Origin of the sequence: Brevibacterium sp. XM4083, from assembly GCF_006489205.2 — a bacterium.
Taxonomy (GTDB): Bacteria; Actinomycetota; Actinomycetes; order Actinomycetales; family Brevibacteriaceae; genus Brevibacterium.
Genome location: NZ_VFYR02000007.1, coordinates 1 through 11,571 on the forward strand (window position 1 = coordinate 1; position 11,571 = coordinate 11,571).

The 11,571-nt window shown below is 68.5% G+C and carries 14 protein-coding genes; 5 read left to right on the top strand and 9 right to left on the bottom strand.

Features of this window, described 5'->3' with window-relative positions; genetic code table 11:
• A partial coding sequence (mutM, locus tag FJ887_RS17995; RefSeq protein WP_250786299.1) for a bifunctional DNA-formamidopyrimidine glycosylase/DNA-(apurinic or apyrimidinic site) lyase occupies positions 1-650 on the bottom strand: 650 nt, incomplete at its 3' end.
• Positions 651-1,229: 579 nt separating this feature from the next.
• Positions 1,230-2,228, bottom strand: a complete 999-nt coding sequence (locus tag FJ887_RS18000; protein WP_009378305.1) for an arsenic resistance protein — start codon at positions 2,226-2,228, stop codon at positions 1,230-1,232.
• A gap of 105 nt (positions 2,229-2,333) precedes the next feature.
• Between FJ887_RS18000 and FJ887_RS18005 the strand changes: the two genes are divergently transcribed.
• The 4 genes from FJ887_RS18005 to lspA are packed head-to-tail and all read left to right on the top strand — an operon-like array spanning position 2,334 to position 5,623.
• Positions 2,334-2,759, top strand: a complete 426-nt coding sequence (locus FJ887_RS18005; RefSeq protein WP_140954581.1) for a MerR family transcriptional regulator — start codon at positions 2,334-2,336, stop codon at positions 2,757-2,759.
• Between the two features lie 37 nt (positions 2,760-2,796).
• Positions 2,797-3,156, top strand: coding sequence for a Cd(II)/Pb(II)-sensing metalloregulatory transcriptional regulator CmtR (gene cmtR / locus FJ887_RS18010; protein ID WP_007633539.1), 360 nt, complete (start codon positions 2,797-2,799; stop codon positions 3,154-3,156).
• A complete protein-coding gene (locus tag FJ887_RS18015) occupies positions 3,153-5,063 on the top strand; it encodes a heavy metal translocating P-type ATPase (protein ID WP_181365590.1) in 1,911 nt (636 codons plus the stop codon). The genes cmtR and FJ887_RS18015 overlap by 4 nt, the downstream gene beginning before the upstream one ends.
• Positions 5,060-5,623: a signal peptidase II gene (gene lspA / locus FJ887_RS18020; protein WP_009378298.1), complete on the top strand. Its 564-nt coding sequence runs from the start codon at positions 5,060-5,062 to the stop codon at positions 5,621-5,623. The genes FJ887_RS18015 and lspA overlap by 4 nt, the downstream gene beginning before the upstream one ends.
• A 195-nt stretch (positions 5,624-5,818) precedes the next feature.
• Here lspA and FJ887_RS18620 read toward each other — a convergent pair whose 3' ends face one another.
• The 6 genes from FJ887_RS18620 to merA all read right to left on the bottom strand — a co-directional run bounded on the left by FJ887_RS18620 (position 5,819) and on the right by merA (position 10,444).
• Positions 5,819-6,127 (bottom strand): zinc finger domain-containing protein, encoded by a 309-nt coding sequence (locus tag FJ887_RS18620; protein WP_311199573.1) that lies wholly within the window; start codon positions 6,125-6,127, stop codon positions 5,819-5,821.
• A gap of 408 nt (positions 6,128-6,535) precedes the next feature.
• Complete coding sequence (locus FJ887_RS18030; RefSeq protein WP_009378292.1) at positions 6,536-7,453, bottom strand: cytochrome c biogenesis CcdA family protein; 918 nt, start codon at positions 7,451-7,453, stop codon at positions 6,536-6,538.
• Between the two features lie 3 nt (positions 7,454-7,456).
• On the bottom strand, positions 7,457-7,936 hold the full coding sequence (locus FJ887_RS18035; protein ID WP_009378285.1) for a TlpA family protein disulfide reductase: 480 nt from the start codon (positions 7,934-7,936) through the stop codon (positions 7,457-7,459).
• A gap of 45 nt (positions 7,937-7,981) precedes the next feature.
• Entirely contained in the window at positions 7,982-8,275 is a 294-nt protein-coding gene (merT, locus tag FJ887_RS18040) for a mercuric ion transporter MerT (RefSeq protein WP_009378284.1), read from the bottom strand.
• A 28-nt stretch (positions 8,276-8,303) separates the two neighbouring features.
• On the bottom strand, positions 8,304-8,972 hold the full coding sequence (gene merB, locus FJ887_RS18045) for an organomercurial lyase MerB (RefSeq protein WP_009378283.1): 669 nt from the start codon (positions 8,970-8,972) through the stop codon (positions 8,304-8,306).
• A 50-nt stretch (positions 8,973-9,022) separates the two neighbouring features.
• A complete protein-coding gene (gene merA, locus FJ887_RS18050) occupies positions 9,023-10,444 on the bottom strand; it encodes a mercury(II) reductase (RefSeq protein WP_009378282.1) in 1,422 nt (473 codons plus the stop codon).
• Between the two features lie 103 nt (positions 10,445-10,547).
• On the opposite strand from merA, the gene FJ887_RS18055 reads away from it, so the two are divergent.
• Positions 10,548-10,937 carry a heavy metal-responsive transcriptional regulator gene (locus FJ887_RS18055; RefSeq protein ID WP_009378277.1) on the top strand — a complete coding sequence of 130 codons (390 nt, stop codon included), beginning with the start codon at positions 10,548-10,550 and terminating at the stop codon, positions 10,935-10,937.
• A gap of 352 nt (positions 10,938-11,289) precedes the next feature.
• Here the strand turns inward: FJ887_RS18055 and FJ887_RS18060 are convergent.
• A partial coding sequence (locus FJ887_RS18060) for a zinc finger domain-containing protein (protein ID WP_284711367.1) occupies positions 11,290-11,571 on the bottom strand: 282 nt, incomplete at its 5' end.

An 11,571-nucleotide genomic window follows, 5' to 3' on the forward strand; every position in this document is an offset into this window, starting at 1 on the left:
AGCGCGGCGGCCATGACGTCGCGCGCAGCATCGATCAGCGTTGAGATCCTTGGCTTGCTCAAGGACGATGCCGCCGTCTCCCCGTGCACCTTGGCAGCCCAGAGTGCTTCGTCGGCGTAGATGTTCCCGATGCCGGACACTACCGTCTGGTCCAGCAGCACGCGCTTGATGCCGGTTTTTTTGGCCTTGATCAACGCAACTGCTGCCGGCTGGTCGAACAGCGGATCGAACGGATCCCGCGCGATGTGGGCGATCGGCGAGGGTAGCACCGCTCCGCCTTCGTCGTACATCAGATGCCCGAACGTGCGCTGGTCATCGAACCGCAGATCGTGGCCGCCGTCGGTGAAGGTGATCCGCGCCCGCTCGTGCGCAGCGACGGCAGCATCAGGCGACGTGATGAGCATCTGCCCGCTCATCCCCAGGTGAGCCAGTAGTGCGTCCTCGCCGTCCAGGATCAGCCACAGGTACTTACCGCGGCGGGCAGTCCCCGTGATCGTCGCCCCGACCATCCGTGCGGCCAAATCCTCCGTACCGCGCACATGACGGCGGGCCGCACGCGGATGCAGAATAGTGGCCGAGGCGATCGTCCGGCCACGGACATGATCGTCGAGTCCACGGCGCACGACCTCGACCTCAGGAAGTTCAGGCACGGGTAGCACCTCGCAGTGTCCGGGACCCAGGGCTACGGCGGTGCGCTACTGAACAGGTCGGGCTATCGAGGCGCTTGGTCAGAGCCTGTCGTGCCAAGTCAGACCGGGGTATGATTCGTTGACGCCGGCCCGCTGACCGGCACTGCCAATCGCGACATTGGAGTGAACGGCCTCCTTCGACCCGCTTTAATGCAATGTTTAAGTAGCCCTACTTCCCACGATAGATACATTGAAAAACTGGGAGAGTAAGACGATGGCGTTTTCGCTGGTCAGAGGCTACTTCACCGCTAAGTGACGTGCGTATGATGTGTGCTGCCTCCACACCAGAGTACGGCCTCACGACGTCAACCTACCAACTGCCCGATCGAAGGAAGGATCGGGCATCCGCGACCCGTGCGCACAGGACGCCTTCGCCATCGAAGCAGTCCCGGCCTCCACTTCTCCTTCTCTTGGCCTTCTGTTCGATCAGGTGGTAGTGGGGACCTGAGCGACGCCCGCCGGCCGCCCTGACGAGAGCCGAGGCCCGCCTTCGGCACTTCTCTGATTGAGGGATCCCGGCACCCCCGTTGCACGAGGCTTCTACGACACGGACTTCGCCGGTCCTATCTCAGGATCGTGAGCCACGCGGATGATCCACGGGATCAGTCGCACGAAAACCACCATGACGACCAGCTCGACCAGGGTCTGCGTGACGACCACGAGGGGCGCGAGGTCGAACGCCGCGGGCAGCGCGAGCACCAGCGGCAGCACGACGAGTGAGTTCCGGGTCGCGCCGCTGAACACGATCGCCCGTCTGCCCGGCACGTCGAGGCCCGCGACTCTGCCCGCCAGCATCCCGACCGGCACCATCACGGCGGCGAAGAGGACGTAGACCGGCACCGCGAGGAGCAGAGAGCCGAGCCGCGCGCTCACGCCAGCGATCTGCGAGGCGACGACGACCGCGAGCGTGGCGACCATGAGCGGCACCATCGCGCCCATGACCGCCTGTTCGACCCTGCGCGCGGCGCGCGATCTGGCCGCGGACAGCTGGGTCAGCGCCGCGCCCACGAGGGGCAGGGCGATGATGAGCACGAAGGCCTCGACGAACGGCGCGAACTCCACGGACCCCACGAACTCCGCTCCGACGAACAGCCATAGGTACAGCGGCAGCAGGAGCATTTGGGTGAGCATCAGCAGCGGGGCGGCTGCCAAGAGCTTCTCCTCGTCGCCGCCGGCAAGCCCGGCGAAGACGATCACATAGTCGATGCACGGGGTCAGCAGCACGAACAGCACGCCGACGAGGAGCACCTGGTCGTGGGCCACGATCCCCGACAGCAGCCAGACGACGGCGGGCACCAGCACGAAGTTCACGACGAGGATCGCGGCGAGGAAGCGCCAGTCGCGGAAGGCGTGCCCGATTCTGCCGAACGGGATGCCGAGGAACGTGGCGTAGAGCAGCAGCGCGAGCACTGGGTGGATCGCCAGCTCGGCCGGGTAGGCGACCACGGGCCAGGCCAGCCCGACGACGGCCCCGATCGCCAGCCCCGCGACATAGAGCGCGACCTGGTGCCGCTCCATCCATTCCACGCTCATCTGCATCTGTTCTCCCTCATCACGTGCAAGGGCGGGCAATCCCGCCTACAGAAAAACGTTAGACCTTGAACCCGGGTTGAAGGTCAAGCTAGCGAAGCATAGGCTCGAAGCATGAAGATCTCCGAGGTCGCCGAGCGCAGCGGAGTGCCGACGAGCACGCTGCGCTACTACGAGCGCCTCGGCTTCCTCGCGGCGCGCCGGAGCCCGAACGGATACCGGGACTTCGACGAGGGCCACCTCGAGCGGCTCGACTTCATCGCTTCAGCCAAGCGGCTCGGACTCGAACTGCCCGAGATCCGCCGCCTCTTGGAGCTCGCCGACACGGGCACCTGCACCGGCGTCAAGGTCGCGCTGCAGCCGCTGCTGGCCGAGCAGATCGCCGCCGTCGAACGGCAGATCAGCATCCTGACCGTACTCCAGGAACAACTGAGCGCGGCGCAGGCCCACGTCGACGACTGCCCGGACAGCGACGAGCAGTGCCGGTCCGAGTGCGCGTTCCGGGCCTTCGCACGGACCGCGCCGGTGCCCCATCAGTAATAGCCAATAGGTCAGCCATTGCTGTATAGTTCAGTGCATGCTGACTATTGCTTCTCGCCTCGACGTCATGAACCGGCTGGGCCGGGCCATGGCGGACCCGACGCGCTCCCGGATCCTGATGACCCTGTTGGACGGGCCGAGCTACCCGGCCGTGCTCTCGCGCGAGCTGGAGCTGACGCGCTCGAACGTGTCGAACCACCTGACCTGTCTTCGTGACTGCGGGATCGTGGTCGCCGAGCCCGAGGGGCGGCAGACGCGCTACGAGATCGCCGACCCGCACCTCGCGGCGGCGCTCACGGCGCTGGTGGACGTGACGCTGGCCGTGGACGAGCACGCGCCGTGCGTGGACGCCGAGTGCACGGTGCCGGGCTGCTGCGGGACTGGAGCGGGCGCGTGAGCGCGGCGTGCGGGTGCGACGAGCCGGAGACCCGGGTCGGCGAGGAGGCCGAGGAGGAGCGGGAGCGCCCGTGGTGGCGTGACCGCGGGATCATGGTCCCGGTGCTCTCCGGCGTCGCCTTCGGCACGGGCCTGGTCCTGGAATGGACGGGGGCGGAGATCCCGTCGCTGGTGGCGTTCTGGATCGGCCTGCTGCTGGGTGCGTCGACGTTCACCCCGGGCGCGGTCCGCAAGCTGTTCAAGGGCAAGCTGGGCATCGGGCTGCTGATGACGATCAGCGCGGTGGGCGCGGTCATCCTCGGCTACGTCGAGGAGGCCGCGGCGCTGGCGTTCTTGTACTCGATCGCCGAGGCGCTGGAGGACAAGGCGATGGACCGCGCCCGCGGCGGGCTGCGGGCGCTGCTCAAGCTGGTCCCGCAGACCGCGACCATCCGGCGGGATGGCGCGTCCGTGGAGGTCGCCGCGAAGGATCTGGCCGTTGGTCAGCTGATGCTCGTGCGTCCGGGTGAGCGGATCGCGACCGACGGGATCGTCCGCACGGGCCGGTCGAGCCTGGACACCTCGGCGATCACCGGGGAGTCGATCCCGGTGGAGGTCGAGCCCGGCGACGCGGTGTCGGCCGGGGCGATCAACACTGCCGGTGCCCTGGAGGTCGAGACGACCGCGGCGGGTACCGACAACTCGCTGACCACGATCGTGGAGCTGGTGGAGCAGGCGCAGGCCGAGAAGGGGGACCGTGCCCGCCTGGCCGACCGCATCGCCCGGCCGCTCGTGCCTGGCGTGCTGATCCTCGCCGCTCTCGTCGCGGTCATCGGCTCGCTGCTGGGCGACCCGGAGCTGTGGATCACCCGCGCCCTCGTGGTGCTCGTCGCCGCGTCGCCGTGCGCGCTGGGGATCTCCGTCCCGCTGACCGTCGTCGCCGCGATCGGCTCGGCGAGCAGATTCGGCGTGATCATCAAATCCGGTGCCGTGTTCGAGCGGTTCGGCGTGATCCGCCACGTCGCCGTCGACAAGACCGGCACCCTCACCCGCAACGAGCCCGCCGTTACCGCCGTCCTCACCGCCGACGGAGTGGACGAGGCGCGGGCATTGGCGTGGGCGGCGTCCCTGGAGCAGCACAGCACCCACCCGCTGGCCGCCGCGATCACCGCCGCCTCGCCCGGAGCCCCCGCCGCCCTGGACGTGACCGAGCAGGCCGGGCACGGCATCGAGGGCACCCTCGACGGGGCCCGGGTCACCGTCGGCAGCCCCCGCTGGCTGGACGCCGGGACGCTCAAGGACCAGGTCGCGGGCTTGGAGGAGCAGGGCATGACCGTCGTGATCGTGCACCGCGACGACGTCCCGGTCGCCGCGATCGGGGTCCGCGACGAGCTGCGCCCCGAGGTCCCCGAGGTGGTCCGCACCCTCGCCGCCCAGGGCGTCGGGGTGACGATGCTCACCGGCGACAACGCCCGCACCGCCCGGGCGCTGGCCGCGCAGGCCGGGATCGAGGACGTCCGCGCCGAGCTGCGTCCCGAGGACAAGGCCGCCGCGATCAGCGAGCTGGGCAGGCACGGCTCGGTCGCGATGATCGGCGACGGCATCAACGACGCCCCCGCCCTGGCCGCCGCGGACATCGGCATCGCGATGGGCGCGACCGGCTCCGACGCCGCGATCGAGTCCGCCGACGTCGCCTTCACCGGCCACGACCTGCGACTCCTCCCGCGCGCGTTCGACCACGCCCGCCGCGGCAGGCACATCATCAACCAGAACATCATCCTGTCCCTGCTGATCATCACCGCGCTGCTGCCGCTGGCGCTGTTCGGCGTGCTCGGCCTCGCAGCGGTGGTGCTGGTGCACGAGATCGCCGAGGTGATAGTGATCCTCAACGGGCTCCGCGCCGCCAGGACGAGGAAGACCGCCTCGTGAACGTGCCGGATGCCGTCGAGACGGCTGACGCCGGCGTCGCGGACGAGAAGGCCCCGCCTCCTCCCACCCGGCGGGCGGTCGGCGCAGCTCTCGCCGTCGGCGCGCTCGGCCTCGCTCTGGACCAGGGGACGAAGGCCCTCGCGGCCGCGCGGCTGACGCCGGGCGAACGGGTCCCGCTGCTCGGCGACTTGTTCGGCCTGTCCCTGGTCTACAACCCCGGGGCCGCGTTCTCGCTCGGCGCGGGATCGACGTGGATCTTCACGGCCGTCGGCGTCCTCGCTTCGGTGGCGGTGGTCGTGTTCGCCGCGCGGCTTCGGGGCTTGCGGTGGGGCCTTGCCCTGGGCATGGTCCTCGGCGGTGCGGTCGGCAACCTCGTCGACCGGCTCGGTAACCCGCCCGCGATCGGTCAAGGGCACGTCACGGACTTCCTCGCCTACGGGAGCCTCTTCGTCGGGAACATCGCGGACGTCTTCGTGGTCGCCGGTGTCGGCCTGGTCTGCCTGAACCTCGCCTCGCCGAGGCCGGGCGAAAATCATCGCGTACGAAATGCCCAGCCGTGATGAAACTGGAACAGCTGAACATCGCCACCCACAGGAGATGTTTCGTCACGAAAGTGCGACCTCGGTCTTCGGAGTCCGGTTCAGTTCTACTTCACCGAGTTCTTGCATCCGGCGGGGCGTATTCGATCGATGCTGGGGCCTACGTGCATTGATCAAGGCGCGTCGAAGCAACACTCATCGCGTGAAGCAGGGCCTCTATCGTTCCAGCTGGCAAACCGGGCAGAGGTGGCTCGATCGGTTCATGATCTTCTTCCGTACTATCTGCGTTCCGCAGCGCTCGCACGGGTGTCGAGCGATCCCATAGCCAGCCAGAAGGTGCACCCCGTAGCCTGCGTCACACAATAGGAGCAATGAATTACGGGAGGTGTGACGAAGGGGTCTGAACTGTTCACCGGCGGATTCACGCCGGCGGGCGTGGTGACGTACAGTGCCTATGTTACGAGAACGGAGCCTCAGGACTTCAGCCTGAGAGGAACGGGCGCAGTCGAGGAAAGAGCCGGCCACAAGCGATCTACGGTCCAGGAAACCTCTGCCATCGACGGATGGACATTACATCCCTGCTGCGAAGACCCAGCTTCGACACCTCATTTTCGTTTGCCATCACATTCGAGCAGGTGGTCAGCGAAGATCCGGGTGATGTCCTCGCCTGTTCGCGCGTCAGCCGCAGCGCAGCTTTGCCGATCTTCTGGACGTGCACGTCGTGCACGACCGAGCCGAGCGCCTAGTCCAAGACCGAGACTCGGATCATTGTCCTGATGAGCGGGCGTCCGTCGCGTCCACTCACCTTCTCGGTACGGGCCGGAAGTCTTCCCCGCCATATTCGCCGCCAGATGATCTTGGCGCTGTAGTTTTGGCGCTCGGCGGTAGTTACGACGTCGAGTCAATCGTCCTCAGATTCCGGCAGAGTCGTGCTCACTCCGTCGTCGCGCTCGGCCGGTCGTCGGCAGAGTGCGCTTGCTCGGCGTCGCAGCAGTCTCCATTGGCCTTCCAGATGGACATAGGACGGCGTCCGGCGAGGGTTCCGAGCAGCAGCGCGACGAACACGGCCGCGACGGACACTCCGGTCACGACGCCGACGTGCCCCTGGACCCAGTCAGACACCGAAGTTGCGACCGCGGCGACGGCATTGGTGCGGCCAAACGCTGAAGCGTCACCGGTGACGGCCGGGTACCAGTACCAGGCCAGGTAGGCCCCGGTGAGGATGAGCACGGCGGCGGTGACCCTGGGGCCATAGCGTGCCAGTGAGGCAATGCGTCGCGAGAGCGCCGTACCGGCAGCGGCAGCGGTGACGGCGACGAGCAGCAGGACGCTCGCGGATCCCGCGGCGTAGACGGCGAAGACGAGGAGCAGGCCGGCGAAGCTGGCTGTGGCCTGCGCCTGCGCGACGACGGCGAGGAACACTCCGAAGGTGCACGACAGCGACGCCGCGGCGTAGCCGACCCCGAAGACGACCATGCGTGCGGTGCTCGGCGGACGCGCCGTGACCCGGCTGGGGATGCCGGGCAGCCGGAGCGAGAACGAGCGACCGGCCAGCATCGCCGCGCCGAACAGGACGAGCACGACGCCGACGGCGAGCCCCAGTGCTGGAGCGGCCTGGATCAGGCTCCGCGCTCCGGCACTCACAGCGATACCCGCCAGCGCCAGCGTGCCTGCGAACCCGATTGTCACGGCGAGGCCTGCCCGCAGCGATCGCAGGAGGCGCACCGGGGCCGGGGAGGATGCGGCGTCGCCCAGCGCGTGGGTGATCCATGCCGGAAGCAGTGCAAGACCGCAGGGGTTGACCGGGGCGATCATTCCGGCAGCGAAGGCGAGGGCAAGGAGTCCACCCATGGCTCAGGCCCCGGCCTTTTCGAGCTCGCCGATGATCGTCTCAGCGTCGGGGTCGGTGGCGCGGAAAGTCACCCGGCCGTCGGAATCGACGATGATGAGCGTGGATAGCGCGGCGACGTCGAATCGCTGGGACAGGGTTGCGCCCTGGTCGATGGCGGCGGGGACGCGTTCAGCCTCGACGTATTTCATGAAGCCTTCGATAGTCTCCTTGGTTTCGCGCGGATCCATGTCGACGGCGAGGAATCCGGCACCGGTGCCGTTCGCTTCCGCGCTGGCGGCGGCCTCGCCGAGGGATCGGACCCCGCCGACGCATTCGCCGCAGCCGACAGAGAAGAAGAACACCGCGGTGGGCTTCCCCGCGGCGGGCAGGCTGACCTGCCTGCCGTCGATGCTGGTCACGGCCGCGGGCGAGCCGACATCGGCTGTGGGCGCGGCGTCGTCAGATTTGCCGCAGGCGGTCAGGACCAGCGGTCCTGCGACCATGAGGCCTGCGAACGAGAGCGCCGCGCGGCGGGTGAGGGGGGGTGGTCATAGGTTCTGGTCTTCCTTCGTGTCGGTGGCATGATCGGAATCAATGGTCGGGCAGCAGTCGTGGCCGGTGCGGTCGCTGCGGGTCCGGCGGTGGGCGGCGGCGAGTACGACGAGCACCACGAGCGCCATGCCGGTGCCTACCACACAGGGGTTGGCGAGGATCCCGCCGAGGCCGGCGAGCACGCCGCCGGCGATGAGCAGCGGCAGACCGCAGCACAGTGCCATGAGGAGCACGACCCCTGCCCCGAGCACCAGGCCGCCGCCGGGTCGGTCGTCGCGTCTGGTCGTCATCGGTGTTCTCGTTTCATTCGGGGCCCGGCTAGCAGCAGCGGTGGCAGCGGTCGGCAGTCTGGGCGTCGGCCCGGAGCCGGTCGAGCAGGTGGGAAGCGAGTTCGATGCCGATCCGATGGGCTTCGATCACCGGCACCGCTTGAGCCCCTGGGTGCTCAGCGAGCCATCCGGCGGCGTCGTCTGCAGATGTAAAGTAGTGCACCTGGTCGCAGAACGAGGAGCGGATCGAGGTGATCTGCTCCGGGTTCACCAGGGACACGACGGCGCTCGCGGGTTCGACGCGGGTGACGCCGGTGGCAGGGTCGACGTTGACGGCGACGACGATCCTCTCGCCGCTGGCCGGGGAGACAGACTCCACGCGGGCCGCCCGGTCGAGGAGGCCAGGGAAGACCAGGGTGTCCAAGGCGCACCAGGTGTAGAGCTCCTGATCGGCCACGGCGAATCGGTGCGGGGTCGGGCGCAGGGTGAGGCCCTGGCCGACGATGCGGCCCTGGTCGTCGTACTCAGTGTCGGGCACGGCGGCCAGTCCGTTGCAGGCCTGCTCAGGGGTGCGGCCGGCGGCGGTGGCGAGCTGCTCGATCGTGACGGGGTCGCCGTCGACGAGCAGCCGCAGCAGCGGGACCAGCAGGCCGGGGTCGAGGCCGGTCTCCTCGGGCCTGTTGAGCCGATCGGGCAGTTGCGTGCTGAGGTCGGACATTTCGGTTTCCTCCATTTCTGAGTTCGGGCAGGTGCTGCTTCCGGGTCGGGTCAGGCGCAGCAGGACAGCTTCGAGACGTCGGCGGTGAAGGCCTTGGCGGCGATCCGGATGCCCTCGGCCATGGTCAGGTACGGGGCCCAGGCGTCGGCGACCTCCGCGACGCTCTTGCCGAGCACGTGGACTCCGGCAGCGGCGAGCTCTCCGGCGTCCTTGGCAACGGCGGTGAGGCCGAGGATCTCTCCGGTGTCCGCGTCGGCGACCATCTTGATGAACCCGCGGGTGTCCCGGTTCACCAGCGCGCGGGGCACGTACTCCAGCGGCAGCACCCGGCAGTCGCAGCGGATGCCTGCGTCGAGGACCTGCTTCTCGGTCATGCCGACCGCGCCGATGGCAGGCCCGGTGAACGTCACACGCGGCAACCGGGCATAGTCCACCGACCTCTCGGCGTCGGCGAAGGCGTTCTCGGCGACCAGAGTGCCGTGGTGGGCGGCGACGTAGACGAATTCGGGGTGCCCGGTCACGTCGCCGGCGGCCCAGATCCGGGGGTTCGAGGACTGCAGCTGGTCGGAGACCACGATCTGCCCGGATTCGCCGGTCTTGACCTCCACCGCCTCAGGGTTCAAGGCATCGGTCACGGGCCGGCGGCCGAGCGCGACCAGGAGCTGGTCGGCGCGGAACTCCTGCGAACCGCCGGACACGTCGGCGGCCACGATGACCTTCCCGTCGGCGCTGCGAGCGACGCTGGTCGGGACCGCTCGGCGGACCACCCGGATGCCCTCGTCGGCGAAGACCTCGGCCAGCGCCTTGGACACCTCCGGCTCCTCCTTCGAGGCCAGCCGGGAGCGCACCAGGAGGGTGACATTCGATCCGAGGCGGGCGAACAGCTGGGCCTGCTCCAGCGCCACGTATCCGCCGCCGAGCACCAGCAGCGACTCGGGGACCTCGGTCAGCTCCATCGCCGTCGTGGAGGTCAGGTACCCGGCCTCCTCCAGCCCGTCGATCGGCGGGGCCCAGGGATGTGAGCCTGTGGCGACCAGGTACTGGGCGGCCTCGATCGTCTCGACAGCGCCCTCGGCAGACCTGACCTCGAGGACCGGAGCTTCAGGGGTGCCGGCGAACGCGGCTTCGCCCTGCCGTACGTGCCAGCCGTACGACTTGGCGACGTCCACGTACTTCTCACCCCGCAAGCCCTCGACGAGGTCCTGCTTCCCGCCAATCAGCGTCGGCATGTCCACCGGTCCCGCGGCCGTGGCGATGCCGGGGAACCGCTGCGAGGCGTCTACGGCAACATGCCGGGCATCAGCGGCGGCGATGAGCGCCTTCGACGGCACGCAGCCGGTGTTCACGCACGTGCCGCCGAAGGTCCCGCGCTCGATCATCGCCACCGACTTGCCGAGCGTGGTCGCGCGGATGGCGGCGGCGAACGCGCCGCCTCCGGATCCGATGATGGCGAGGTCGTACTTGGTAGGCATCGCTGCTCCTGTCAGTCCTTGGATTTCTGCTCCGTCTCAGCCATACTGGACCTTCCAGTACAGGGGAAGGTCAAGCGCGGCCGCGACACGGATGGAGGAGGCCATGAGGATCGGGGAATTCGCCGAGGCGGCCGGCACCACGGCGAAGACGCTGAGGTTCTACGAAGAGCAGGGGCTGCTCCCCCCGCCCGACAGGACGTCGTCGGGGTACCGCGACTACCCGCCGGACGCAATCGCGCGCGTCGACTTCGTCCACCGCGGCCAGGCTGCCGGCCTCACGCTCGCCCAGATCCGCCAGATTGTGGACATCCGCGACGCCGGCCACGCCCCGTGCGCCCACGTCCGAGACCTGCTCGACGCGCGCCTGCGCGACATCGAGCAGCAGATCGCCCAGCTCACCGCCTTGCGCGACACCATCGCCAACCTCCGGGACGACGCGGCGCACCCCGAGCCCGAGACCTGCAGCGCGGACCAGGTCTGCCGGTACGTATAGACAAGAGAGCCGCGACCGGCGAATCCGACAGACCGCTGTTCCAGGGCGCACGACGATGCGCAGTGGCGCAACGATGCTGCCCCCTTCAGGGATGGCGGCAGGGACGATGGCCAGAGGAGCCGTTCTGGCATCGACATCTCGGTTTGGTCGATTGGCGAGCACCACGTCAGGACACGAGGACAGACCGGTTCAGAAGGGCCGGATCTGTTCACTCGGGACTCGCCGAGCTAGCAGAGCTGACCGCGGTCCACCATCCACGGCGATGAGACTCGCTATATATCTATGTACAGCGGATCGAGCCGAACCCCACTGCGACCGCGGTCCGCCTGCAACTCGAGAGACGACCTCTCGACTAGCGTTTCCGCTGGCAGAGCGGGCAAGAATAGCTCGACCCGTTCATCAACTTCTCCCGCACGATCGGCGTCCCGCAGCGCCTGCAGGGCCGGCCGGCACGACCGTAGGCATTCAGGCTGCGGGCAAAATACCCGCTGCTGCCGGCCACGTCGACATAGAGGGAATCGAACGAGGTTCCGCCTTGGTTTAGCGCGGCGGCCATGACGTCGCGCGCAGCATCGATCAGCGTTGAGATCCTTGGCTTGCTCAAGGACGATGCCGCCGTCTCCCCGTGCACCTT